The sequence below is a fragment of the Janthinobacterium sp. GMG1 genome, from assembly GCF_034427795.1.
In the GTDB taxonomy this organism is placed as follows: domain Bacteria; phylum Pseudomonadota; class Gammaproteobacteria; order Burkholderiales; family Burkholderiaceae_D; genus Janthinobacterium.
In genome coordinates, this window is sequence record NZ_JAXQNT010000001.1 from 1046351 (window position 1) to 1071711 (window position 25361).

General features: G+C 63.0%; 21 protein-coding genes and 1 pseudogene. 9 read left to right on the plus strand and 13 right to left on the minus strand.

Going from position 1 to position 25361, the window contains the following annotated elements:
• Positions 1 to 37: 37 nt before the first annotated feature.
• The 5 genes from SJI03_RS04780 to SJI03_RS04800 all read right to left on the minus strand — a co-directional run bounded on the left by SJI03_RS04780 (position 38) and on the right by SJI03_RS04800 (position 6456).
• Positions 38 to 1549, minus strand: a complete 1512-nt coding sequence (locus tag SJI03_RS04780) for a flagellin (protein WP_322426407.1) — start codon at positions 1547 to 1549, stop codon at positions 38 to 40.
• Positions 1550 to 1887: 338 nt separating this feature from the next.
• Entirely contained in the window at positions 1888 to 3459 is a 1572-nt protein-coding gene (locus SJI03_RS04785) for a GGDEF domain-containing protein (protein WP_322426437.1), read from the minus strand.
• A gap of 201 nt (positions 3460 to 3660) precedes the next feature.
• Positions 3661 to 4308 (minus strand): response regulator transcription factor, encoded by a 648-nt coding sequence (locus SJI03_RS04790; RefSeq protein ID WP_034753998.1) that lies wholly within the window; start codon positions 4306 to 4308, stop codon positions 3661 to 3663.
• Positions 4309 to 4360: 52 nt separating this feature from the next.
• Positions 4361 to 5851: a sensor histidine kinase gene (locus tag SJI03_RS04795; RefSeq protein WP_322426408.1), complete on the minus strand. Its 1491-nt coding sequence runs from the start codon at positions 5849 to 5851 to the stop codon at positions 4361 to 4363.
• A gap of 17 nt (positions 5852 to 5868) precedes the next feature.
• The gene (locus tag SJI03_RS04800) at positions 5869 to 6456 is read right to left on the minus strand and encodes a hypothetical protein (protein ID WP_289898645.1); all 588 of its coding nucleotides are present in this window, start codon (positions 6454 to 6456) and stop codon (positions 5869 to 5871) included.
• 115 nt (positions 6457 to 6571) lie between these two features.
• Between SJI03_RS04800 and greB the strand changes: the two genes are divergently transcribed.
• Positions 6572 to 7138: a transcription elongation factor GreB gene (gene greB / locus SJI03_RS04805; protein WP_099377931.1), complete on the plus strand. Its 567-nt coding sequence runs from the start codon at positions 6572 to 6574 to the stop codon at positions 7136 to 7138.
• A 55-nt stretch (positions 7139 to 7193) separates the two neighbouring features.
• On the opposite strand, the gene SJI03_RS04810 is transcribed toward greB, so the two are convergent.
• The 3 genes from SJI03_RS04810 to gmk form a co-directional block, all read right to left on the minus strand.
• Complete coding sequence (locus SJI03_RS04810) at positions 7194 to 9476, minus strand: bifunctional (p)ppGpp synthetase/guanosine-3',5'-bis(diphosphate) 3'-pyrophosphohydrolase (RefSeq protein WP_322426409.1); 2283 nt, start codon at positions 9474 to 9476, stop codon at positions 7194 to 7196.
• Positions 9477 to 9557: 81 nt separating this feature from the next.
• A complete protein-coding gene (gene rpoZ, locus SJI03_RS04815) occupies positions 9558 to 9761 on the minus strand; it encodes a DNA-directed RNA polymerase subunit omega (protein WP_010400723.1) in 204 nt (67 codons plus the stop codon).
• 60 nt (positions 9762 to 9821) lie between these two features.
• The gene (gene gmk, locus SJI03_RS04820) at positions 9822 to 10460 is read right to left on the minus strand and encodes a guanylate kinase (protein WP_077407781.1); all 639 of its coding nucleotides are present in this window, start codon (positions 10458 to 10460) and stop codon (positions 9822 to 9824) included.
• Positions 10461 to 10670: 210 nt separating this feature from the next.
• Between gmk and SJI03_RS04825 the strand changes: the two genes are divergently transcribed.
• Positions 10671 to 11081 (plus strand): DoxX family protein, encoded by a 411-nt coding sequence (locus tag SJI03_RS04825; RefSeq protein ID WP_322426410.1) that lies wholly within the window; start codon positions 10671 to 10673, stop codon positions 11079 to 11081.
• Between the two features lie 7 nt (positions 11082 to 11088).
• Here SJI03_RS04825 and SJI03_RS04830 read toward each other — a convergent pair whose 3' ends face one another.
• Positions 11089 to 11979, minus strand: coding sequence for a YicC/YloC family endoribonuclease (locus SJI03_RS04830; protein WP_099377928.1), 891 nt, complete (start codon positions 11977 to 11979; stop codon positions 11089 to 11091).
• Between the two features lie 302 nt (positions 11980 to 12281).
• Here SJI03_RS04830 and rph point away from each other — a divergent pair, with 302 nt between their 5' ends.
• The 3 genes from rph (at position 12282) to hemW (ending at position 15004) form a co-directional block, all read left to right on the plus strand.
• On the plus strand, positions 12282 to 13010 hold the full coding sequence (gene rph / locus SJI03_RS04835) for a ribonuclease PH (RefSeq protein WP_289945333.1): 729 nt from the start codon (positions 12282 to 12284) through the stop codon (positions 13008 to 13010).
• Positions 13011 to 13148: 138 nt separating this feature from the next.
• On the plus strand, positions 13149 to 13733 hold the full coding sequence (gene rdgB, locus SJI03_RS04840) for an RdgB/HAM1 family non-canonical purine NTP pyrophosphatase (RefSeq protein WP_322426411.1): 585 nt from the start codon (positions 13149 to 13151) through the stop codon (positions 13731 to 13733).
• Positions 13730 to 15004 (plus strand): radical SAM family heme chaperone HemW, encoded by a 1275-nt coding sequence (hemW, locus tag SJI03_RS04845; RefSeq protein ID WP_099377926.1) that lies wholly within the window; start codon positions 13730 to 13732, stop codon positions 15002 to 15004. Before rdgB ends, hemW begins: the two co-directional genes overlap by 4 nt.
• A gap of 14 nt (positions 15005 to 15018) precedes the next feature.
• Here hemW and SJI03_RS04850 read toward each other — a convergent pair whose 3' ends face one another.
• The 4 genes from SJI03_RS04850 to tal form a co-directional block, all read right to left on the minus strand.
• Complete coding sequence (locus SJI03_RS04850; protein ID WP_322426412.1) at positions 15019 to 16206, minus strand: tetratricopeptide repeat protein; 1188 nt, start codon at positions 16204 to 16206, stop codon at positions 15019 to 15021.
• A gap of 130 nt (positions 16207 to 16336) precedes the next feature.
• Positions 16337 to 18055 (minus strand): methyl-accepting chemotaxis protein, encoded by a 1719-nt coding sequence (locus SJI03_RS04855; protein WP_322426413.1) that lies wholly within the window; start codon positions 18053 to 18055, stop codon positions 16337 to 16339.
• Positions 18056 to 18177: 122 nt separating this feature from the next.
• On the minus strand, positions 18178 to 19260 hold the full coding sequence (locus tag SJI03_RS04860; RefSeq protein WP_322426414.1) for a patatin-like phospholipase family protein: 1083 nt from the start codon (positions 19258 to 19260) through the stop codon (positions 18178 to 18180).
• A 116-nt stretch (positions 19261 to 19376) separates the two neighbouring features.
• Entirely contained in the window at positions 19377 to 20312 is a 936-nt protein-coding gene (tal, locus tag SJI03_RS04865; RefSeq protein WP_034787048.1) for a transaldolase, read from the minus strand.
• A gap of 207 nt (positions 20313 to 20519) precedes the next feature.
• On the opposite strand from tal, the gene SJI03_RS04870 reads away from it, so the two are divergent.
• The 4 genes and pseudogenes from SJI03_RS04870 to SJI03_RS04885 form a co-directional block, all read left to right on the plus strand.
• Positions 20520 to 23384, plus strand: coding sequence for a type VI secretion system Vgr family protein (locus SJI03_RS04870; protein WP_322426415.1), 2865 nt, complete (start codon positions 20520 to 20522; stop codon positions 23382 to 23384).
• A gap of 10 nt (positions 23385 to 23394) precedes the next feature.
• Positions 23395 to 24327: a DUF4123 domain-containing protein gene (locus tag SJI03_RS04875; protein WP_322426416.1), complete on the plus strand. Its 933-nt coding sequence runs from the start codon at positions 23395 to 23397 to the stop codon at positions 24325 to 24327.
• 40 nt (positions 24328 to 24367) lie between these two features.
• The gene (locus tag SJI03_RS04880; RefSeq protein WP_158301269.1) at positions 24368 to 24820 is read left to right on the plus strand and encodes a DUF3304 domain-containing protein; all 453 of its coding nucleotides are present in this window, start codon (positions 24368 to 24370) and stop codon (positions 24818 to 24820) included.
• A gap of 4 nt (positions 24821 to 24824) precedes the next feature.
• Positions 24825 to 25361: pseudogene (locus tag SJI03_RS04885) on the plus strand (DUF2235 domain-containing protein); the annotation flags it as partial.

Sequence of the window (25361 nt, forward strand, 5' to 3'; positions counted from 1 at the left end):
GAATCGAGTCCTGCGCTGTTGCCTGGCTAATCGGAGATTAGCCGCGCAGCAGACTCAGGACGCCGTTTGGCAGCGAGTTCGCTTGCGCCAGCATGGCCGTACCAGCTTGTTGCAGGATCTGGCCGCGGGTCATGTTGGCCGTTTCCGATGCAAAGTCGGTATCGACGATGCGGCTGCGCGATGCGGACAGGTTTTCCGTGGTCGATTGCAGGTTGGAAATCGCCGACGAGAAGCGCGATTGCAAAGCACCGTATTGGGCGCGTTGGCCGTTGACCGTTGCCAGTGCTGCATCGGCAATTTTCAGTGCCAGCTGCGCGCCGTCAAACGTCGTCACGTCCAGGGTCGACACGGAGTTCAGGGTCGAACCTTGTGCCGTTGCTTTACCAATTGCCAGGCCGGTAGTGGTGGTTTCCGTGACCGAGAAGCTGTTTTGCGAGTCGAAAGTCACGCGGCCGTTGACCGTGGCAGCGGCGGCTGCGGTGATGATCGACTGGGCTGCGGCTTGGACCTTGCCATCGGCCTTGTAGCCATCGACGTCGAACTTGGTGTTGGCCGTCGTGCCTTGCGTCAGGGCGATATTTTCGCCCGATGCATTGGTCAGCTTCATGCCCTTGTTGACGCTGTCGTACTGGGCGGTCACGCCGGTCTTTGCCGTTTGGGCATTGATGGCGTTGATGCCTGCGGCATAGTCGGCTGCGGTCGATGCGGTGCCGCTGACGGCGAACGATACGGTGACGCCCTTGGCGTTATCCGAGCCGATGGAGAACGAATACGATTCGGCGCCCAGGTTCAGGTTGACGTCCGTTTGTGCCGTTGCGGTGACGCCCGTTTTCGCCGTTTGGCTGTTGATGTCGGCGGCGACGGATTTGGCCGTGCTGCCTTTGATGGCATCGCCTGCACCTGGTGCCGTTTCGGCGACGGCGGCCGTCGTGTCGACGGTCGTGGTGCCGATGGAGCCGGAAATCGTCAGCTTGCCGACGACTGCATTACCGACGGCATCTTTCTTGACAGCCGATGCATCGTTGGCGATACGGTTGTTGCCGTAGGTGTTGGTCAGGAAGTTCGCGCCGCTGGCGGAAATCAGCTGATTGGCATCTGCGCCAACCTGGAAGTTGGCCGTACCCATGGTGCCGTCCAGCAGCGCCTGGCCGTTGAACGAGGTGGTTTGGGCGATACGGTTCAGTTCCGAACCCAGCTGGCCTACCTCGGTTTGCAGCGCCTGACGGTCGCTCGACGAGTTGGTGGCGTTCGACGATTGCACGGCCAGTTCGCGGATACGTTGCAGGATGTCGCCCGAGCTTGCCAACGCGCCTTCAGCCGTTTGAGCCAGCGAAACGCCGTCGTTTGCATTGCGGGTTGCTTGGGTCATGCCGCGGATTTGCGACGTCATACGATCGGAAATTGCCAGACCAGCGGCGTCATCCTTGGCGCTGTTGATGCGCATGCCGGAGGACAGGCGTTGCAGCGAGGTGCTCAGGGCCGACTGCGAGGTCGACAGATTGCGTTGCGAATTCAGGGACGAGATGTTGGTATTAATTACTGCAGCCATGATAATTCTCCAAACAGGTACTACATTGCGCTATGTGCTAGTCACTTTGGCCTGCCCCGCTGTTCCGGGACAATCAAGCCGCTGTTGTTTAGGGTAACGGTTGCTCTGCGGGAAAATTTATGGCGAAAAGTGCTTTAAATTTTAATTTTTAGCCCTTCAGTTTGCCGCCGGCCGCGCGCTAGACGACAGGGTTTAAAGAAACTTGAGGGTAAAAATAGTTTTATTTTTATATGTTGCGGAGGCTGGCGGCGTGCCGGAGGGGGAAAGATGTTATTGTTTTTGCCATGATTGTGCCGTCCGGCCGGGTGGCGGGACGGCATGCGGCGAAGCGCCAGGGTTCAGTCCGCCACCACCACGCGGTTCTTGCCCGTCTGCTTGGCCTGGTACATGGCGCGGTCGGCGCGTTTGACCAGCTCGGCCTGGTCTTCGTTGGGCAGGCGCAGGGCCACGCCGGCGGAAAAAGTGATCAAGACTTTTTCGTTGTCGTGCAGGAAGAAATGCCGGGTCAGCTCGCGCTGCAATCGCGTCATCGTCGACGAGGCGGCCTCGACCGTCGTTTCCGGCAGCAGGATGAGGAATTCCTCGCCGCCGAAGCGGGCGATGACATCCATCGAGCGCAGGGTTTCCTTGACGATTTTGACCAGGTGTTTCAGCGCCGCATCGCCGGCCAGGTGGCCGTAGGTGTCGTTCAGGCGCTTGAAATCGTCGAGGTCCAGCATGGCGATGCACAGCGGCGTGCCGCGGCGGTCGGAGCGGGCCGTCTCGCGCTCGAACACGTCGTCCAGGCCGCGGCGGTTCAGGCTGCCCGTCAGCTGGTCTTCCCGCACCAGTTCGCTCATATGCTGGAGCTTCGCTTCCAGCGTGTGGATGCGCTGTTCCGCATCCTGCACTTCCTGGCGCGCCAGCACCATCTTGTCGCGCGCGCGCAAGGCTTCGTTCTGCACCATGCGCGTTTCGCGCAGGACTTCGTCGAGAACGCTGTTCAGTTCGCTGATATTTTCCGCCTGGCTGATCTTTTCGGAATAGCCGCCGATCTTTTCATGGAAATCGCCCGTGCTGGCCGCCACTTGTCCCAGGCGGTCGATGAAGGTCATCATCATGTTCTTGACCGTCAGCTTGACGTCGGACAGGCTGTGCTTGAGCTGGCCTTGCTTGTAGATGACTTCCTTCAGGCTGCGCGTGGCGTCTTCCAGCGCGCGCTGGTCGAGCGGGCCGGCGATCAGGTTTTGCACGGCATCGACCTGGCCGCGCAGCCAGCTGTCGTCGTCGAGCAACTGGCTGACGTTGTCCAGCAGCAACTTGAACAGGCGCAGCAGCAATTCCTGCTGCTCGGCCGTGTCGCCGCTTTTCAATTCGATCTGGTAGCACAGCTGTTTCAGGCGCAGGGCCGCTTCGTTCAGCGCCTCTTCCGTGTGGGCCAGCTTGATGGCCGCGCCCAGCGATTCGGCTTCTTCCACCAGCGCGGGCGTGCCCGTGAGCAAGGTGGCGACGGCAAAACCCAGGGTACGGCTGAGCAATTCACGTAGGGTGCGCGTCTGTTCGCCGTCCGGCAGGGGCGGCAATTCGATGCCGCCGCCTTTCTTGACCTGTTTTTCCGCCAGTTGTGCCAGGGTGCGCGCATAGCTGTCCCAGTCGCGCGCTTTCAGGGCACGCTGGAAGCGCCGGCCAAAGTCGCCCAGTTCGCCCGCCGATTCGCTCATCTTGGCGGCAAACTGCGTCAGAACATTTTCCGCGCTGCTTTCCGTGGGTGCGCTGGCGGCCAGTACGGCGGCGGGTGCGCCGGGCGTCTCCGCCGGTTCGCTGATGCCGGCGATTTCATTGTAGATATCGCGGTAGGCGCTTGGCGTCGGGGCGATGCGGCGCGTGGCCAGGCGGCGAAACGCTTCGCGGGCGATATCGGCAGGGTTCATCGCCGCAGCGGCGGCGGTCGTCGTGGCGCCAGCGGGAGCGCTTGCTGGTGAAGTTGGCAATTTACTGGACATGTAGGCACAGCCTTTTTAGATATTTCTAATTATCCTCATGATATGCGAGTTGGCAAAGAACTTATTGTGCGAGAAGCAAGGAGAAGTCCTGTCAATTCGCCCGATGCCAGCGTGCATGCCACTTTGCCGTCAATCCACCAGCTGGTTGCGGATGGCGTAATGCGTCAGTTCGGCACTGTTCTTGAGTTTCATCTTGACCAGCAAGCGGGCGCGGTATTCGCTGACGGTTTTCACGGACAATTTCAGTTCTTCGGCGATGGCGCCCACGGCCTTGCCGGAGGCGATCATGACCAGGGTCTGGTATTCGCGGTCCGACAGGGTGTCGTGCAAGGCCGTTTCGTGGTCTTCGCCCACCGTGTTGGCCAGTTCCTGCGCCAGCGAGGCGCTGATGTATTTCAAGCCCTGTGCCACCTGGCGGATGGCCGTGACCAGCTCGCGCGGCGCGCTCTGTTTTGTCAGGTAGCCGGCCGCGCCCGCCTTGAGCGAACGGATGGCGTACTGATCCTCGCGGTGCATGGAGAGCATCAGCACGGCCAGTTCCGGCTTTTCCTTCTTGATCTGCTTGAGCACCTCGATGCCGCTGCGGTCGGGCAGGGAGATGTCGAGCAGCAACACCTGGCATTTCGAGCCGCGGAACAGCTTGATGGCGTCGTGGCCATTTTCGGCCTCGCCGGCCACGATGATGTCTTTCGTGTCGGCGAGGATTTGCTTCAAGCCCTCGCGCACGATCGCATGATCGTCGGCGATGAATACCCGGATGGTGGCTTTTTCTTTCATGACTGCGTTGTTTCCTATCTGAATCTCTGCGCCCTGCGGCGGCCCTGTGGCCTTATGGCGATCCGCTCTGCGCTGGTGCGCTGGCTGCAGCCGCTATTATCGCCTCTCGCGGCGTGGTCAGCCGGATTTTTATGCTCAGGATGGTGCCGCCGTCCGGCCCGTCCATCAGGCTCAGGGTGCCGCCCAGCGCAGCGGCGCGTTCGGCCATGCCGCGGATGCCGAACGATTGCGGCTTGGCGCGGTCGGAGAGGCGCATGCCGACGCCATTGTCGGCGATCGACAGGCTGATATGCTGACGCTGCCGGGCCAGGCGCACGCTGACCTTGCTTGCCTGCGCATGCTTGGCGATATTCGTCAGCGCCTCCTGGGCGATGCGGAACAGGCTGGTCGCCTGATCCAGTTCCAGTTCGATGTGCTGGCGGTTTGAAATGAACTGGCATTCGATGCCGGCCTGGCGCGCGAATTCCTTCACCTGCCAGTCCAGCGCGGCGACCAGGCCCAGGTCCAGCATGGAGGGGCGCAAGTCTAGCGAAATGCGGTGCACGGCGTCGATGCTGCGGTCGACCAGGGCATCGACATAGTCGGCCTTTTCCTGCAACTGCGGGTCGTCCGGCGGCAAGCGGCGCGCCAGCATGGCCAGCGCCATCTTGATCGCCGTCAAATTGCCGCCCAGGTCATCGTGCAGTTCGCGCGCCAGGCGCGTGCGTTCGTGTTCCTTGACCTTGTCGATGTGCGCAGTCAGCTCGGCCAGGCGGGCGCGCGACTGGCGCACTTCGATCTGCTCGAGCCGGCTTTCCGTGATATTCGTCATGATGCCTTCCCACTGCACCGTGCCATCGGCCAGCGCGCGCGGCGTGGAGCGCAGGTTGATCCATTTGACATCCTTCCAGGCATCGATCCAGATGCGGCCTTCCCAGTTCCAGCTCCACAAGGCGCTTTTTGAGGCTTGCATCGATTCCAGATACGAGGCGCGGTCGTCAGCGAGGATCAACTGGTAAAACAGTTCCGGGTGCGCGTGCAGCTGTGCCGGCCCCAAACCCAGCAGGGCCTGGCAGCCATCACTCAGGTAGGGGAAGGCGGCGCGCCCATCCGCATGCAGGCAGAACTGGTACACGAGGCCCGGCGTATTCGAGACGATGGCGTTAAAGCGCGACTGTACTTGCGCCAGGGCGGCGGCCGTCGCCTGCGGCGTGCGCAAGTCTTCGCCCTCGGCCAGCAGCAGGGCGCGTCCCTGGCGGCTGGCGCGCGACAGGTGCAGGCTGAGCGAATACAGGCTGCCATCGCGGCGGCGCTGCTGTACGTGCAGCAAGGCCTGCGCGCCGATGCTGTCGTCCAAGGTCGCCAGCACGGCGGCCAGTTGCTGCGCGTCCAGCTGCGGCGCCAGGGTGAAGGGCGTCATCGCCAGCAATTGCTTGCGCGCATACTGCAAGTTGTCGCAAGCGGCATCGTTGGCGTCCAGCAATTGCAAGCTGGCCGCGTCGTACAGGTAAATTTCCGGCGCCGCCGCGCGCATGGCGGGGGCCAGCCGGGGAGTGTCGTGCATGGAGTGGCCTTTCTTCATCAGCGGCGGGCGCGCCAGAAGGCGGCGAAACGGCGCAGCACCCTGGCCGGGCGGGAGTTATGGCGTCCTGGCGTGCCCTTGCGCAAGCGTTGCCACCAGGCACGGCGGGCGCGGCCCAGTGCGGCCGACAGGCGGCTGACACGGCGCCAGGGGCGCGTGGCGCGCAGGCGGGCGATCCAGCGGTCCTTGGTTTCCATGAACAGGCCATGCCAGCGCGCAAACCATGGCAGACTCAACAGGGTAGGGCGCGTCAGGCTGTACAGGCGCGCCACGGCGGCCGCGCCGCCCAGCTTGGCGATGACGATCACGCCGATGCCGGAAAATGCATGGCCGCGCGCGATGGCCAGCAGGGCCAGCAGTTTGACGGGGAACAGCAGCACGGCCGGCAGCACGAAGATGGCCAGCGCCCAGTACGGCGGCAGGCGCTTGATCCACGCTTCCAGCGCATGCAGGGGCGGAAATTGCGCGATCACCTGCATCAGGCGCGCCCCGGTCGCCCACAGCCATTCCTCGATCAGCAGGAAGATGGCGGCCAGGTAGACCAGTGGCGCGAACAGCCAGCGCCTGACTCTGTAGAATTTTTTCATCCGTCTCCGTGTGCGGCGCAGGTTTGCCGCGATTGCCACGATGATACGTCAAAAAAGCCCGTTTGCCCCCGCATCCCGTGTGCCCGTGGCTCCCTGGCGGGGCTACAATAGGCAGATGAATAAAGCCTTTGTAAAAGAATCCGACAACGACGACGATGAAGAAGCGGCCGCGCTGGCGCTGGCCATTCCCGCCGGCGCCAAGAACTACATCACGCCGGCCGGTTACCAGCGCATCAAGGAAGAGTTGCTGCAGCTGATCGACGTCGACCGTCCGGAAGTGGTGCGCATTGTCCACTGGGCGGCGTCGAATGGCGACCGTTCGGAAAATGGCGACTATATCTACGGCAAGCGGCGCCTGCGCGAAATCGACCGCCGCATCCGCTTCCTCACCAAGCGTATGGACCTGGCCGCCATCGTCGACCCCAGCGTGCACCATGGCAACGACCAGGTGTTTTTCGGCGCCACGGTGACTTACCGCACCAGCGACGGCGAAACGCATACCATCACCATCGTCGGCATCGATGAATTCGATCCCCTGAACGGCAAGATCAGCTGGGTCTCGCCCATGGCCCGCACCATCACCAAGGCGCGCGAAGGCGACGTGATCACCCTCACCACGCCGCTGGGCGAGCAGGAACTGGAGTTGCTGGAAGTGACGTATCCGGCGCCGGGGGAGGCTTGAAGTGATGTGATCGGTATGAAAAAACGGCTGGGCAGAGAATCTGGCCAGCCGTTTTTTAATTTCGTTCGCGCAATATTCTATTGACACCCGCTACCCGCCGCACATTGCGCAGCAGGGCGGCCAGGTGGACGCGGTCCTTGACTTGCACGGTGAAGCGCAGCTGGTCGAGGACGTTGTCCTTGTCTTCGTCCATGCCGACATAGATGATGTTGGCGTCGGACTCGCCGATTTCGGCGGCCACGCGGGCGAGGATGCCCCGCTCGCTGTTGATCAGCACCTTGATGCGGCAGTCGAAGCGGCGGTTCAGTTCGGTTCCCCAGCGCACGGCGATCCAGCGATCCGGTTCCTTGGCGCGCTGGCGCTTCGCTTGCGAGCAGTCGCTGGTGTGCACCAGCAGCCCCTGGTCGCGGCGCAGCTGGCCGATGATCTGGTCGCCGGGAATCGGCAAGCAGCATGGCGCCAGTTGCACGGAGACGCCTTCGCTGCCGCAGATGGTGACCGGGTCGAGTTCGCTGCCGCTATTGTGTTCCACCGGCATGCTGGCCGCTTCGCCGCCGATCAAGCCGAAGATGTGGCGCGCCACCAGGGTGGCCATGCGCTTGCCGATGCCGATGTCCGCGTACAGCTCGTCCATGGAATTGGCGCTCGACTCGTTGAGCAGGCGTTCGACCAATGGCGCTTGCAGGTCGGCGTCGATGTTCAGGGTCTGCAGCGCTTGCGACAGCAATTGCTGGCCCAGGGCGATCGATTCAGGCAGGTTGATCGTGCGCAAATGGTGGCGGATGGCCGAACGGGCCTTGCCGGTGCGCACGAACGACAGCCAGGTCGGGCTGGGGCGCGACGAGGAATCGGTGATGATTTCCACGATGTCGCCATTATGCAGCTCGGTGCGCAGGGGCGAGGTTTCGTTGTTGATCTTGACGGCCACGGTCTGGTCGCCGATGCCCGTGTGGATCGAATAGGCGAAGTCGATGGCCGTGGCGCCGCGCGGCAGGGCGATGATCTTCGACTTCGGCGTAAACACGTAGACGGAATCGGGGAACAGGTCGACCTTGACGTGTTCGAGGAATTCGGCCGAGTCGCCCGTCTGCTGCTGGATGTCGAGCAAGGATTGCAGCCACGCATGCGTGCGCTGCTGCAAGTCGGACGGGTTCGATTCGCCGCTCTTGTACAGCCAGTGCGCCGCCACGCCGGACTCGGCCGTGCGGTGCATTTCCTGCGTGCGGATCTGGAATTCGACGGGCGTGCCGTACGGGCCGATGACGGTCGTGTGCAGCGACTGGTAGCCGTTCAGCTTGCGGATCGCGATGTAATCCTTGAACTTGCCCGGCATGGGCTTGTACAGGCTGTGCAGGGTGCCCAGGGTCACGTAACAGTCGGCAAAGCTGCCCACCACCACGCGGAAGCCGTACACGTCCAGCACTTGCGAGAACGACAAATGCTTGCTGCGCATCTTTTTATAGATGTCGTACAGGGTCTTTTCGCGGCCCGTGACGTCGGCCTCGAGTTCGGCCATGGACAAGGTGCTTTTCACCGCTTCCATGATCTTGTTGACCACTTCGCGCCGGTTGCCGCGCGCCGCCTTGACGGCTTTCGCCAGCGTGCGGTAGCGCATCGGATACAGGTGCGAGAACGACAGGTCCTGCAGCTCGTGGTAGATGTTGTTCAGGCCGAGGCGGTGCGCGATCGGCACGTACACTTCCATGGTCTCGCTGGCGATGCGGCGTTTTTTGGCCGCCGTCATGAAGTCCAGGGTGCGCATATTGTGCAGGCGGTCGGCCAGCTTGATGAGGATCACGCGCACGTCGGACGCCATGGCCAGCAGCATCTTGCGGAAGTTTTCCGCCTGCGCTTCGATCTGGCTCTGGAATTCGATCTTTTCCAGCTTCGACAGGCCGTCGACCAGGTGCGCCACCGGTGCGCCGAAGCGCTCGATCAATTCATCCTTCTTGACGTCCTGGTCTTCCATGACGTCATGCAGCAGGGCGGCCATGATGGCTTGCGCGTCGAGCTTCCAGTCGGCGCAGATTTCGGCGACGGCGATCGGGTGCGAGATATACGGCTCGCCCGAGCGGCGCATCTGGCCCAGGTGCATTTCGTCGGAGAAGCGGTAGGCTTCCTTGACTTTTTTCAGGTCGGCAGGGGAAAGGTATTCGGCCAGCTTGTCGGCCAGGTGGCTGACGGAGGCCACGCCCAAGGCGGGCGCTGGCGGTACTGCGGGGGTGTTGCTGCCGGACGTGCCGGTGCCGGGCGCGGAAGCGCCCTGCGATTTTGCCGCCTGGCGCGAGGCCAGGGGCGGCAGTGCTGCGGAAGTCGTGTCGGCTGGGGTCAGACTCATAAAACGTCGCGTTGCTTCACAGTGTGAATAAAGGATACGGTAGAACCAGGGGTCAGCACTGTTCCGGCACGCGGGTTCCCACTACATCGGGACCTTTTTCAGCATTTCGATGCCGACTTTACCGGCAGCGATTTCACGCAGTGCGACAACGGTAGGCTTGTCCTTGGCTTCGACCTTGGGGGTGTGGCCTTGCAACAACTGACGTGCGCGATAAGTCGCAGCCAGGGTCAGCTGGAAACGGTTAGGGATCTGCTTCAGGCAATCTTCGATTGTGATACGGGCCATAGTAACTCCTAAATTGTGTGCGTGGTGCGGGGCGCTGTGTGAACTGGCGTGCAGAGACGATTATTCTGCGTGCAGGCCCAGCTGGGCGAATAGCGATGCGTTGCGGGCCGCTTGTTGCGCAAACCGGCAACGGGCCGCTCTCACGATCGCGCTCAGTTCGGACAAAGCGACCGTAAACTCTTCATTGATAATAACATACTCGAACTCGGGAGCGTGTGCGATTTCGCCGCCGGCCGCCAGCAGGCGGCGCGTGATCACGTGCGGCTCGTCCTGGCCGCGCTTGTTCAAGCGTTCTTCCAGCGCATCGATCGATGGCGGCAGGATGAAAATGCCGGCCGCGCGGGGAAATTGCTTGCGCACCTGGCGCGCGCCCTGCCAGTCGATTTCCAGCAGGATATCGGTGCCGGCCAGCATTTGCTGTTCCACCATGATGCGCGAAGTGCCGTAGTAATTGCCATGCACTTCTGCCCATTCCAGGAATTCACCCTGGTCGGCGCGCGCGACAAAGTCTTCCGCCGTCGTGAAATAGTACTCGCGGCCATGCTGCTCGCCCGGACGGGGCGCGCGCGTGGTGGTCGAGATCGACAATTTGATGCCGGGCTCTTGCGCCAGCAATGCATTGACCAGTGTCGATTTGCCTGCGCCCGATGGCGCAGCGACCACGAACAGGCTGCCGGAGAAGGCGGTAGGGTGGCTCATGCGGATCTTTCCATATGCGTGTGATGGCGGCGTGTGCACTTGCATGGCCGCCGCCCAATTCGGTATTTTACCAAGAGGCAAGGCGGCGAGCCAGCCCCGCGATGCGCCTTGCCGCCAGGCTTGCGCATATTTTGCTTGTTATCTTGAGGAAATAGTTATTTAATTTGGAATGGTTTTTTCTTGATAACTATTTACCGACAGGATGCGCGCATGAAGAATTTTCCGTTTCTCAGTTCTGCCCAGGCCATGTTGCTGCTGCGCGTGGCCATCGCCGTGATGTTCATGGCGCACGCCATCACGCGCATCGCCAATGGCACCATCCCCCGTTTTGCCGGGTTCCTGGAAGACAAGGGATTCATTTACGGCCTGGCCGTGGTGTGGGCAATTACCGTCGTCGAAATCGTTTGCGGCAGTTTGCTCATCGTCGGCAAGTACACGCGCTGGGCGGCGGCCGGGCTGATGGTGATCTGCATCGGCGGCATCGCCATCGTGCATGCGGCCAAGGGCTGGTTCGTGGGCGAGCATGGCGCCGGCGGCGTGGAATACAGCATCGTGCTGTTTGTCGCCTGCGTCGTCATCGCCGCCAGCGACAAGGGGCGCGCCGGAGCGCGCCTGGCCTGAAGGGAGCTTACTCCAGGTTCTGCACCTGTTCGCGCATCTGCTCGATCAGCAGCTTCAAGTCCATCGAGGCGTCGGCCAGTTCCTTGACGGACGCCTTGGCGCCCAGCGTGTTGGCTTCGCGGTTCAGTTCCTGCATCATGAAGTCGAGGCGCTTGCCCACTTGCCCGCCCTTGGTGAGGATGTGGCGCGTTTCGCCCAGGTGGGCCGACAGGCGCGCCAGCTCTTCCGACACGTCGATGCGGATGCCGTACAAAATCACTTCCTGGCGGATGCGCTCCATGGCGTCCTGGCGCGACAGGGCCGAATTCGAGCCCTGACTGGCCAGGCCCAGCGCGTCCTGCATGCGCTCGATGGCTTTTTGCTGGAAGGCCGCCACCACTTGCGGAATCAATGGCGTGATGCGCTTGACGATGGCTTCCATCGCCTCGATGCGCGACACCAGCACCGCTTCGAGCGCGGCGCCTTCGCGCTTGCGGCTGTCGACGAAGGCGGCCACGGTGCGGCGGGTCAGCGCGCCCACGTCCGCCTGCAGGGACTCCTGTCCCACTTGCGCTTCTTCGATGACGCCAGGCCAGCGCAGCAGTTCGGCCACCGTCATGACGGGAGCGGAGACAAAATGCTGGCCCACTTCGTTTTGCAGGCGCGCCAGTTCTGCCAGTAGGGGCAGGTTCAGCGCTTGCGTGCCGTTTGTGGCGGCCTTGCGGCCAAAGCTCAGGCGTACCTCGACTTTGCCGCGCGTGATGGCGGACATGACGGCGGCGCGCAAGTCAGGCTCCAGGGCCCGCAGATCGTCGTTGATCCGGAATTGCAGGTCGAGAAAGCGTGAGTTGACGCTCTTGATTTCAATTGTCAGTGTGCCTGCAGCACCTTCGCTGGTGGCAACCGCGTAGCCTGTCATGCTTGAAATGCTCAAAGGATTCCCCGATTTGGTCTTGTATACAGTCACTTATACACTTAATCAGCCAGCGCAGGCAATACCGCCCGCGCCGCAAAAACAGAACCGCATGGTCTGATGGCCTGAAAATTGCTGAATAGTGTGCGTTTTACGGCATTGTAAAGAAAATTGTGTTTGGCGGGGCAGGATTGTAGGGATCATGTGTGCGCCGCGCGCCATTGCGTCCTGCGCTGTTGCATGACTGCAAACAGACGCGCGCGCGGTGGTAAAATCGCTGCCGCAACCCCAATCACACAGGACAACCCATGACATTTGAATCCCGCCCGAGCGGCCGCGCCGTCGACGCGCTGCGCGCCATCCGCATCACCCGCCAGTACACCAAGCATGCCGAAGGCTCGGTGCTGATCGAGTGCGGCGACACCAAGGTCATCTGTACCGCCAGCATCGAAGACAAGGTGCCGGGTTTCCTGAAAGGCAAGGGCCAGGGCTGGTTGACGGCCGAGTACGGCATGCTGCCGCGCTCGACGCACACGCGCATGGACCGCGAAGCGGCGCGCGGCAAGCAGTCGGGCCGCACGCAGGAAATCCAGCGCCTGATCGGCCGCTCGCTGCGCGCCGCCTTTGATTTGCAGGCGTTCGGCGAACGCACACTGCACCTTGATTGCGACGTCATCCAGGCCGACGGCGGCACGCGCACGGCCTCGATCACGGGCGCCATGGTAGCCGCGTATGACGCGTTTTCCCAGTTGCAGGCACGCGGCGCGATCACCGCCATTCCCGTGAAAAGCTTTGTCGCCGCCATTTCGGTGGGCGTCTACCAGGGCATGCCGGTGCTGGACCTCGATTACGTGGAAGACTCGGGCTGCGACACGGACATGAACGTGGTGATGACGGAAGCGGGCCACTTCATCGAAGTGCAGGGCACGGCCGAAGGCGCCGCGTTCGACCGCGCCGGCATGAACCGCCTGCTGGACCTGGCGCAAGGCGGCATCGCCGACCTGATCACCCTGCAGAAGCAAGCCCTCGGCATTTAATCTTTACATAAATTTACACATCACTGCCCGCGGCGCCGGGCAAAAAGCCCACACTTGCCGCCGTTGAACTCGGCGGCGGGCCAAGGTGAGGGGAGCGCAAAAGGTTTACAATGTCGGCACTTCAACCGGACTACTGACATGACCCAACGCCTCATCCTCGCCTCCAATAACGCCGGCAAGCTCAAGGAATTCAATGAGCTTCTCTCGACCATCGGCTTTTCCGTCCATGCCCAGGGCGAGTACGCCGTGCCGGAAAGCGACGAACCGTTCCACACCTTCGTTGAAAACGCCTTGCAAAAGGCGCGCCACGCGTCGCGCCTGACGGGCTTGCCGGCGCTGGCCGACGATTCCGGCGTGTGCGTCAATGCGCTTGGCGGCGCACCGGGCGTGTACTCGGCCCGCTATGCGGGCGAGCCGAAATCGGATGCCGCCAACAGCGCCAGGCTGATCGCCGACCTGGAAGCGCATGCCGACAAGTCCGCATACTACTATTGCGTGCTGGTGTACGTGCGCCATGCGGATGACCCCCAGCCCGTGATCGCCGACGGCCGCTGGAATGGCGTGATGACCGCCGCGCCGCGCGGCAACGGCGGCTTCGGCTACGATCCGCATTTCTTCATTCCCGCGCTGGGCAAGTGCGCGGCCGAACTGACGTCCGACGAAAAGAACGCGCTGTCGCACCGTGGCCAGGCCCTGCGCGCGCTGGTGGAAAAACTGCGATGATCCCGATCAAACTGGTGGGCGCCGTTGCCAGGTCGGCAGCCAAGCCGAATACCGCTCCCGCGCCGCAGGAAGGCATTTCCGGCGCGGCCGGAGCGGCCCTGAAATACCTGCAGCCGGGCGCGCTGAACCTGACGGCGCTGCCGCCGCTGTCGCTGTACATCCATTTCCCGTGGTGCGTGAAAAAATGCCCGTATTGCGACTTCAATTCCCACGAGGTGCGCGGCGACTTGCCGGAAGCCGAATACCTGGCAGCCCTGCGCCTGGACCTGGAAATGGCGCTGCCGCTGATCTGGGGCCGCAAGATCCACACCATCTTCATCGGCGGCGGCACGCCCAGCCTGATGTCGGCGGCGGGCCTGGACCGGCTGATGTCGGACGTGCGCACCTTGCTACCCCTGGAGCCCGATTGCGAAATCACCATGGAAGCCAATCCGGGCACCTTCGAAGCGGAAAAATTCAAGTCTTACCGGGCCAGCGGCATCAACCGCCTGTCGATCGGCATCCAGAGTTTCAATGGCCGCCATTTGCAGGCGCTGGGCCGCATCCATGACGATGACGAAGCGCGCCGCGCGGTGGAGATCGCGCACGCCAACTTTGACAATTTCAATCTCGACCTGATGTATGCGCTGCCCACGCAAACCCTGGCCGAAGCGCAGCAGGACCTGGACACGGCGCTGTCGTTCGCGCCGCCGCATTTGTCGCTGTACCACCTGACACTGGAACCGAACACCTTGTTCGCCAAGTATCCACCGGTGCTGCCAGACGATGACGAGAGCGCGGACATCGCCGACATGGTGGCCGCGCGCGCCGCGCAGGCGGGCTATGGCCGCTATGAAGTGTCGGCGTATGCGCAGCCGGGCCGCCAGGCAAAGCACAACCGCAATTACTGGGAATTCGGCGACTACCTGGGCATCGGCGCGGGCGCGCACAGTAAAATCTCGTTCCCGCACCGCGTGCTGCGCCAGGCCCGCTACAAGCAGCCGCGCGCCTACATGGACGCGGTACTGGCCGGTAGCCCCGTGCAGGAAGAGCGCGAACTGGCGCGCGAGGAAATGGGTTTTGAATTCATGCTCAATACCCTGCGCCTGACGCAGGGTTTTTCGCCGAACCTGTTCGCCGAGCGCACGGGTCTGGCCCTCAACGCCATCGAGCAGCCGCTGAATGCGGCCGAAGCGAAAGGCTTGCTGTACCGCGACCACCAGGTCATCCATCCGACGGCGCTGGGATTGTCCTTCCTGAATGACCTGCAGCAGATGTTCCTGGAAGACTGACGCTGCCTGATGCGCTAATGCGCGCTGGCGGCGCGCAGGCGCTGCAGCTTGGCTGCGTACAGCCCGTGCTCGCCGCGCGTGGTGCTGTTGTCCATCGCCAGTTCCAGCTGCCTGTCCGCCAGCGAGGGTTGTCCCATGCGCGCATACGCCTGCGCCAGCCAGAAGTGGAATTCATGGTAATAGGGGTCACGCGCGATCTCGCGCTTGAACAGGCGTGCCGCTTCCTGGTAGTTGGCGCTTTCCATGGCGCGCTGGCCCTGGTTGAAAAAGTGGAAGGGCGGCTCCGGCTGCAGGGCCAGCAATTTGCGCCGCAGCAGCTGCGCTTCCTCCGCGCGACCCAGGCCGTCGAGTGCCTGCGCCAGGTTGGACAGCAGCACGGTGTTCGATGGCGAGCGTTCCAGTGCGTAAGCGAGCGTGCGCCGCGCCGGTTCGGTATCGCCGTGGCGCAGCTGGATGATGCCCAAGGTATTGAAGGAGCCCGCAAACGTGGGGTCTTGCAGGATGGCGGCGCGGGCATACCAGTAGGCTTGATCGAGTTCGCCGCTGGCCATGGCTTCGGCGGCGCGATTGTTGAGGTACATGGCCACGATGGTTGCCTCGCGCACTTCCTGCGTGCGCTGGCCGGTGAGGTCTTCGCCAGGCAGGAAGTCGATGAGCAGGATGGCGTCGGAATCGTAGCCGACCGCATTGCTGAGGGGGCGGCGTTCCAGCGCGAGATTGACGTGGCCGGCGACGAAATACATGCCACCGCTGCGGCTCCAGCTCTCTTCGCCCAGGACCACCTGGTAACGTACTTCCAGCCCCATCTCCTTGGCCAGTGCTGCCGTCATCAGGACCAGCGACAGGCAATTGCCGCTGCGCGCATCGAATGTCTGTGCCGCCGTGCGCGTCATGGCGGCATCATATTCCAGCTGCAGCCCGGCCCGGTTGCGCAGGGCCTCGGCCAGCGCGCGGCGGGGATTCTTGCTGCGCGCCTCGCGCGCGATATCGACACGCACGTAAAGCCGCATGGCGTCGCTCATGGCAAACGCCTGCTGCGGGTCGACCGGCACAGCCGGCGCGGCAAAGCTGGCATCGTTGAACAGGTCGGGTGGAGGCGGTGTGGCGGGCACCGTGGCGCAGCCGGCAAGGGCTGCGCACAGCAGCAAGGGGGACAGGAAGCCCAGGCGCAGCTGTTCGCTGACGCGGCGGATACTTTTCATGTTCGTGCTCCCGCAGAACGATGTCAGGCGCAACACGTATCGCTGCCGGTGGAGCGCCATCCCACCTGAAGCCAGTATCCTCGCGCGCCAGGGCGCTGTCAAACCCTTTTGACGGACCCTGTTGCCCGCCTTAAAACTCTTCCCAATCCTGCTCGCCAGCCACCTGCGCCTGGGGCTTGCGCGCAGCAGGCGCGCTTCTTGCCGCGATGACTGGCTGCCTGGCGGTGGTGCTGTTGGCCGCCGGCTTGGCCAGCCGGGTGGGCGCCGACCGAGCGGTGCGTACCGGCGCCGCTGCGGCCATGTGTTCGAGCTGGAAGCCGGCCGCCACTTGCGCCAGGCGCGCGGCCTGGTCCTGCATGCTTTCGGCGGCTGCCGCCGCTTCTTCCACCAGGGCCGCATTTTGCTGCGTCACCTGGTCCATCTGCGCGATGGCCTGGTTGACCTGGTCGATGCCCATGCTTTGCTCGGCGCTGGCGGCAGTGATCTCGGCCATGATGTCGGTGACCCGGCGCACGCTGTCGACCACTTCGCCCATGGTGTTGCCGGCCTGCTGCACCAGCCGCGTGCCGTTGTTGACCTGCTCCACCGAGTCGCCGATCAGGGTCTTGATTTCGCGCGCCGCCGCGGCCGAGCGCTGCGCCAGGCTGCGCACTTCCGTGGCGACGACGGCAAAGCCGCGTCCCTGCTCGCCAGCGCGCGCCGCTTCGACGGCCGCGTTCAGGGCCAGGATATTCGTCTGGAAGGCGATGCCGTCGATGACGCCGATGATGTCGACGATTTTCGTCGATGCCGTATCGATGGCGCCCATGGTGTCGACCACCTGGCTGACGATGCTGCCGCCCCGTTCGGCCACGCCGGAGGCGGCCACCGCCATCTGGTTGGCCTGGCGCGCATTGTCCGCATTCTGCTTCACGGTGCTGGTCAGTTCTTCCATCGACGATGCCGTCTCTTCCAGCGAACTGGCCTGCTGCTCCGTGCGTGCCGACAGATCCTGGTTGCCGGCGGCGATTTCGCCCGACGCCGTGGCAATCGCATTGGTACCCGTCTGCACTTCCGACACTACCTTGCGCAGTGCCTCGTTCATGCCGTGCAGCGCGCGCATCAGGTCGCCGATTTCATCGCTGGCGGGCGTGCCGAAATGCGTGCGCAAGTCGCCGTCGGCCACCGTTTCGGCGACCTTCACGGCGGCCTTCAACGGTTGTGTGATCGAGCGTGTGATCAGCCAGGCGCAGACGCTGCCCAGCGCCACCACCAGCACGCACAGGGTCAGCAGCAGGGTGAAGCTGCGCCCGTTGGCCGCCTCGATCGCTTGCGCCGTGGCGTCGATGGCCTGGCGCTGCTGCGACAGCAGGGCCTTGACATTGTTCTGGTACTTGGCGGCGGCGGGCGCGAAGCTGTCGCGGTAGGCACTTTCCGCCTGCGCCGTGTTGCCGGCCTTGCGCGCATTCATCACCAGGGTCTTGGCGTCCTGGTATTTGACGCGTTCGGCGATGGAGGATTTGAAGATGGCTTTTTCTTCGTCGCTGTCGAGCAGCGCCTCGATTTTCTTCAGCAGTTCGCTGCCCTGTTTCGTGCTGTCGGCGATGGTGTCGGCAAACACGCTTGACAGCGTTTCATCCGTGCTTTTGGCGATCATCGAGGTGCGCGCGATGGCCGAGTAAATCAGCACGTACCAGTCCGAGACGAGGCGTTCCTTGGCGAGCGGTTTTTCCATCATTTGCCGCGTCGCTTCGGCGTTCACGCTGGCGCTGTACAGCGCGTACGAGGTGGAAATCACGGACAGCAGCAGCACCAGCGCGAAGCCTGCAGCCAGGCGCGTGCCGATACGAAGGTGGGAAAGGGCGTGCATGGTTGGAACTCCTGTCGCAGAGGGATTGAAGGTTGCCTGTGCGACATAGTATGCACTGATAAGTGACCAATAGGCGAGGGAAAAGCGCGCTTGTTTTGGCGCCTGTTGCAGTCTCGCCCGTGCTACAGGTCGAGCGCCTGGCGCAGGTCGGGCTGCTCGGCCCAGCGGGCGAAGGCGGCCGCCATGCGTTCGCTTTCCGCGATGGCGCGGCGCCAGTCGCGCATGCGCGCCGTATGATCCTGGCCGTAGTGCGGGAAGTCGCGCCGGTCCGGCAGTTTGCCATTCGGCAGGCTGGCCACGAAGGCGGGCGAGGGCGAGACGAGGATCATGTTGTCGAGTGCGCTATCGCCGCTGCGTGCGCGGCGCCAGGGCATGGCCTTGTCCAGCCAGCCCGGCACGACATGGTTGGCAAAATGCGGGTACAGCACCAGATCCGGTTCGCGCTGGTAGGGCAGGTGCAGATGGTAGTCGACCAGGCCGCCGTCCCAGTAGCGCCCGGGCGGGGCGCCGGCGATGTCCGTCACGGCGTCAAGCACCAGCGGGATGGAGCCGGAAGCGAGCAGCGCGTCGCGCAGGTTGTCCTGCGCCAGCGGCACGAAGTGGGAATGAAAGGCGTCGAAGCGCGAGCGCAGCCAGCTGGCACCGTCCGGTCCGGCATGGAACACGGTTCGTTCCAGCGAGGCGGCCAGACGCGCCCGCGCCACGGCGTTGCCGGCGGCCGCCAGCAGGAAGCCGCGCCGGTCGCGCCATTTGCCCGGCTGCGCCAGCGCGCCGATGCCGCGCACGGCCAGCACCGACAGACTATGTTGCGCATGCCGCAGCAGCTGCGCATCCTGGCCATCGAGGACGGCATCGAGCAGGGCGCGGCAAGTGCGGCTGACGTGCGCCGCCTCGGGCTTGTCTGGATAGCGCTGGCCCACGTATGCGCGCACCAAGCGGCGTTGCGCGGCCACCGGGTCGGGAAACACGGCGGCGGCCATGCGCCAGGCGCCGATCGAGGCGCCGACGAAGTGGCGCGGACGCGGCGCCTGCGCCAGAAAATCGCCGAACAGCCAGCAATCGAGCTGGTGCAGGATCAAGCCTTTCGGCCCGCCCGCGGCGGCAGGCACGATGGCGATGTCGCTCGCGCGCAAGCCGTTGTCGGCAATGCGGGCGCGGGCGCGGCGGCCCAGGCGGATGGTGATGGCGGACGAAGTAAGCAACATGCGCGGGAGGCTGGTGGTGGATGTTTATTGTAGCGCCATTGTTCCTGGCCGCGATGCCATGCAAAAAAGCGGCGCCGTGCACTGCACGGACGCCGCTTTTTTTACGCACGTCGTGATTAGCGCAGTGCCGAGATCATCTGTTTCAGTTTGCCGGAATCGACGCAGAAGGCGCGGATGCCTTCGGCCAGTTTTTCCGTCGCCATCGCGTCTTCATTCATCATGAAGCGGAAGGCTTCTTCGTTCAGCGACATTTGCACGATGTTGGTCGACGGCGCCGCTTCGGCGCTCAGCTTGCGTTCCACCGGCGCATCGCTGTCGGCCAGCTTTTGCAGCAGGTCGGGGCTGATGGTGAGCAGGTCGCAGCCGGCCAGTTCGAGGATTTGCGACGTGTTGCGGAAGCTCGCGCCCATCACCTCGGTCTTGTAGCCGAACTTGCGGTAGTAATTGTAGATGCGGCGTACCGATTGCACGCCCGGATCTTCCGCGCCCATGTAGTCGATACCCGTCGATTTCTTGTACCAGTCGTAGATGCGGCCGACGAACGGCGAAATGAGCTGGGCGCCCGCTTCGGCGCAGGCGATGGCCTGGGCCAGCGAGAACAGCAGGGTCATGTTGCAGCGGATGCCTTCCTTTTCCAGGATGGCGGCGGCGCGGATGCCTTCCCAGGTGGAAGCGATCTTGATCAGCACGCGTTCGCGTGGAATGCCGGCGTTCGAATACAGGGCGATCAGGTCGCGGCCCTTGGCGACAGTACCTTCCGTATCGAACGACAGGCGCGCATCGACTTCGGTGGAGACGCGGCCGGGAATGGTTTGCAGGATTTCCACGCCAAAGGCGATCAGCAGGCGGTCGATGATTTCGGCGGTCGAGGCATTCGGATGGTCGCGCACGGCCTTTTCCAGCAGCGGCTTGTATTCATCCTTTTGCACGGCCTTCAGGATCAGCGACGGATTCGTCGTCGCATCGCGCGGCGTGTAAGCCTGGATCGATTGGAAGTCGCCGGTGTCGGCCACCACGGTAGTAAATTGCTTCAGTTGTTCGAGTTGGTTCATGGCTGCACGGGAAAGAGTGAATGGGCTTGCCGGAGTATTGTACCGAATCCATTGCCTGAAGCATCGACTATTGTCTTCCCCGCGCACTACTTGTTCAATTGAATCTTGCTTTTTTGAGAACTCGCGCATAATTGCCTGGACTTGTTTATTTTGCACATTGTTTTGATAAGCAATGTGCGATGCCACTTTCCAGATGAAGAGCATCCTTTGACACAAGATATCGTTAGCGCGGTAGCCGCCTTCAATGGCGCGACGCGCCTGTATGCATTGTCCATCGGCGACGATGGCCAGGACAGCGGCTTGCTGGTCGAAGCCTTTGCCGCCGATGAACGGCTGCAGGAGGTTGGCGCGCGCGAGATTATCGTCTTGTCCACGAATGCCCATGTTGCGCTGGCCTCCCTGCTGGGCCAGCCTGCCAGCCTGCATATCAGCCTGGCCGACGGCACGCGCACGCAGTTTTCCGGCTATATCAGCGCGGCGGCCATGCTGGGCAGCAATGGAGGCCTGGCGCGCTACCGCTTGCGCATCACGCCCTGGCTGTGGCTGTTGACGCAAGTGCGTAACAGCCGCGTATGGCAAGACCGGAGCGTGACGGCCATCGTCGACGAGGTATTGCAAGCCTATGCGCCGCATGCCCTGTGGCAATGGAGCGACGAGGTGGCGCAGTGCATGCGGCAGGCGGGCGAGCGCAGCTATTGCTGCCAGTACCGGGAATCGGACTTCGATTTCGTGCGCCGGCTGCTGACGGAAGAGGGCATCGCCTGGCGCTTCGAGGCGCACGCGCTGATTTTGTTCGCCGACAGCAGCCAGCCCTGCGCCACGCCCGAGGACGCCAGCAGCGCGCAAGACGGCGGCTTGCGCTTTCATGGCGCCAGGGCCGGCGAAGCGAGCGACAGCGTGCAAGCGCTGTGCGCGCGGCGCAGCCTGCACGTCGGGCTGAGTAGCGTACTGAGCTACGATTACAAGGCCAAGAAGGCGGTCGCCGCCAGCGTGCCGACGAATATGGCCATCGGCGGCAAGCATGCCCCCGTGCTGGAAAGTTACGATACGCCGGGCCAGTACTGGTATGCGAATGGCGCGCAGGCGCAGCACTATGCCGCGTTGCAGATGCAGTCGCGCGAAGCGCGCGCCCAGTTGTGGCAGGCGCGCTCGACAGTACGCACCCTGCGCGCCGGCACGCGGTTCACCCTGACGCAGGGGCCGTTGCCGCAGGCCGATGGTGCCGCGTCCGACTATGTCGTGCTCCGCGTGGCCAGCATCGGCATCAACAACCTGCCGGCGCCCGCGTCGCAGGCGCTGGCAGAACTGTTCGGCCCAGTGCCCGAATTGCTGGAAGAAGCCATGCCAGGCCTGGGCGACGGCTTTGCCGACTTTGCCGCCGCGATTGCCCAGGCGAAAGCCAGCGGTTACGCCAACTGCATCGAGATGCTTGCCGCGGCAACGCCATGGCGCCCCGTGCATGACGGCGGCGACGCGCGCCACCACCCGAAACCGACGGCCTGCGGCAGCCAGAGCGCCATTGTCGTCGGCGCCGACGGCGGCACCAGCGCCAGCGGCGGCAGCGAAATCCATTGCGACAAGCTGGGCCGGGTGCGCATCCGTTTCCACTGGCAACTTGACGGCAGCGCCACCTGCTGGGTGCGCGTGGCGCAGCGCTCGGCCGGCGGCGGCATGGGCAGCCAGTTCCTGCCGCGCATCGGCCAGGAAGTGCTGGTGCAATTCCTGGAAAACGATATCGACCGGCCCATCATCGTCGGCGCCCTGTACAACGGGCAAGGCGAGGGCGGCGTCGCGCCCACGCCGGGCGGCATCACGGACAAGCCTGCGGACGCCAGCGTCTTCGAGCCGGCGCGTGACCATGCGCCATCGGCGCAGGGCAACGTGGCCGGCGGCAACAGCCCGCTCTGGCATGGCGCGGCTGGCGGCAGCGCCGGTCACCGCAACGGCGCGGCGCAATGGGGTATTCGCAGCAAGGAATTCGGCGCCGCCGGCTCCGGCTCTGGCTATAACCAGTTGCTGTTCGACGATACCGACCAGCAGGGGCGCATCCAGCTCAAGAGCAGCCATGCGGCAAGCGAACTCAATCTTGGCCACCTGATCCATGCGGCCGATAATTACCGGGGCAGCCTGCGCGGCACGGGCGCCGAGCTGCGCACGGACGCTTACGGCGCCGTGCGGGCCGGCGCCGGGCTATTGATTTCCAGCTACCTCGTCAACCACGACGCGCAGGCGCGCGATCCGGCCGGCGACAATGCGCCCGGCATGGTCTTGCTCAAGCAGGCAGCCAAGCTGGGTGCAACCTTCAGCGCCGCCGCCGTCACGCACAAGACGGTCGCGTATGCCAGCCACCTGGGCCCGGCCAAGGCGAATGCCAGCGTGCTCGACGAAAAGGCGGCGCCCTTGCCGGCGTTTCTGACCAGCGTCTCCGGCATGCTGAGCCAGGACGATACGGCCGCCGCCAGGCGCGACGCGGCGGGCAAGCCGACCAGCCCCGGCGACGACAAGCTGCCGCACAGCAGCGACGCCATCATCGCCATCGCCGCCCGCGCCGGCCTGGGCGTGCTGGCGGGCCAGGATATCCAGCTGGTCAATGGCGAAACCACCTCCTTGATGAGCGGCCAGGACACCCAATTCGTCGGCGGCGGCCAGCTGCGCGTGCACAGCGGCCAGGCCATCGGCGCGCTGGCCGGCGTCGTCAAGGCGGGCGAGAACAATATCGGCCTGCAACTGATCGCCGCCAAGCAGGCCATCGACCTGCAGGCGCAGGCCGACGTGCTCAACGTGCAGGCACGCGAGGAAGTCAATATCGTCAGCGCCGCCGCGCACATCGACTGGGCGGCGGCGAAAAGCATCCGCCTGTCGACGGCGGGAGGCGCCAACATCACCATCGAGGGCGGCAACATCACCGTGCAGTGCCCGGGCAAGATCACGGTGCATGCTGGCAAGAAGAGTTTTATCGGGCCGGAGCGGCTCGCTTATCCATTGCCTGCGCTGCCTGCGAGCGTCTGCAAAGCGTGCCTGCTGGCGGCCTTGCGTAGCGGCAGCCCGTTTGTCGCGCCCACGGCAGCCTAGAAAAGGAGCCATGATGTACTTTGCCATCGATCTTCCTGACCCTGCAGTTCCAGCGCAGATCGCACAGCAACTGCAGGCCTTGTGCGCGGAAGCGGCGGTGGCGAACGGCGGCCAGCCCTTGCATTTGCTGGCGCTGCTGGACGGTGCCTGCGATGAAGAATTTTTTACCAAGCGCTACCCGAGCCGTTTACGGCGCCAGTCGCTGTATGCGCACACGTCGCTGCAAAACTTCAAGAGCGCCGCACCGCATTTAATGGCGGCGCCATCGACAAGCAGCGAGCAGGCCGAGTGGCTGCAGCGCCTGTTTTCGCTGTGTGCAGGCAAGCCCATGCTCAGCATCATCGCCAGCACGCTCGATATCGACCAGCTGGAGCAGCATCTGCGCCCCTATTTGATTGCCATCACGCCAGATACCGTCGAATGGCCCGTGCGCTGGGCCGATAGCCGCACATTGCCGGCCTTGCTGGCAGCCTTGACTGAAACGCAGTCCGCGCATTTGCTGAGCCCCATTTACTGCTGGTGGTCGCTGCAGCGCGATGGTTCGCTGATCAGTTGGCAGGGCGAGGCGCAGCCCAGTCCCGTTCCTGCGGAGTTTGATAAATTCCCCCTCGGCGACGACGCCTTCGCCGCCCTGGTGGATAGCGCCGAAGCCGACGCCATCCTTGCCAACCTGCATGATGTGCAGCCGGATCTGTTTCATTCCGGTACCCCGGCCCAGTGCCACGCGCGCGTGGCGCGTCATTTGTTTGTGGCAAACGCCAGCGGCATCGAGGCGGCGGGCCAGCGTCAGCATTTCAGCGCCTTGGCCTTGATGCTGGCCGATGATTTCACCTTGCATCCTGCGATGGCCAGCCTGTTGCGGCGCACGCGCCAGGGGGCGAATTACCTGTCCGAGCTCGACACGCTGCCCGACGATTTCTGGCAGGCGCGCTCGGCTGCCTAGCCTTGTTCATTCAACTACTTACTTTGATAAAAGGAAAATCATGAAATGGATTATGTATCTTGGCACTGCCTTGCTGTTGAGCGGCTGCGCCCTCAAGGCCAGGCAGGTTGAGCAAGCTGGCCCAAGTCCTACCGCGACGGCGCAGGTGGGTATTGTCAACCATACGGGGAAGTATATTTATTCCGCATCGGTTGATGGCGCGGGAGGAGCCAATATGGCCAGATGGGGAGCGGGGGGGGCTGATGTTTGTTGTGCTTCTATTCCGCGGGTATGGTATCCGGGAATGAAAGTCTTGGTGCGTTGGAATATGCCTGAAGGGCGTACCGACGTTATCAAAGAAAAAATGGTGGAAGTGGAAAAATACGATGAGCCTGGGGATATCTATATGCATTTCTTCCCCAATGATGAGGTGAGAGTTGTCGTGTCAAATGCCGGAGGGGGGGCAAAAACTCATCCTATTCTTCACTCCGGAAAACCTGCCAATATTCCTTGATATTATGATCAGTGAAACTCCCAATTCCGCGCCGTTTCCCGTCGATTTCTTTCTAAAACCGTCGACGAAAGAACAATCCGAAATTTCCAAGGAGGCATGTGCTAATAAAGATAGCGCGCCGTGCAGTATTCCAGTAAGGGTTGGACTTTTCTTTGATGGAACCAATAATAATCTGGAGCGCGATAGGAATGGGGTTAGGACAGGCGTGCTCGACCCGAAAACAAAGAAGCCTATTTCTATAAGTAATGCTGTAGTCGACGCCAATAGCGCCAGTCATAGCAATGTGGCGCGGCTATTTTCGAGTTTTCCATCGAATAAGCGGGGTGCTGGATATTTTCGAAATTATATTCCTGGCGTGGGAACGCCATTTGCGGAAATCGGTGAATTGACTGAATCGGATGAGGGGAAAGCTTTTGCCAAAGGAGGGCAGCCGCGCATTATCTGGGGATTGTTGCAGGTTCTAAATGCAATTCATCGAACGGTATATGGAGATGAAACTCCATTATATAAATCAGATAAGGCTGGCGAACTTGCCCGTGCT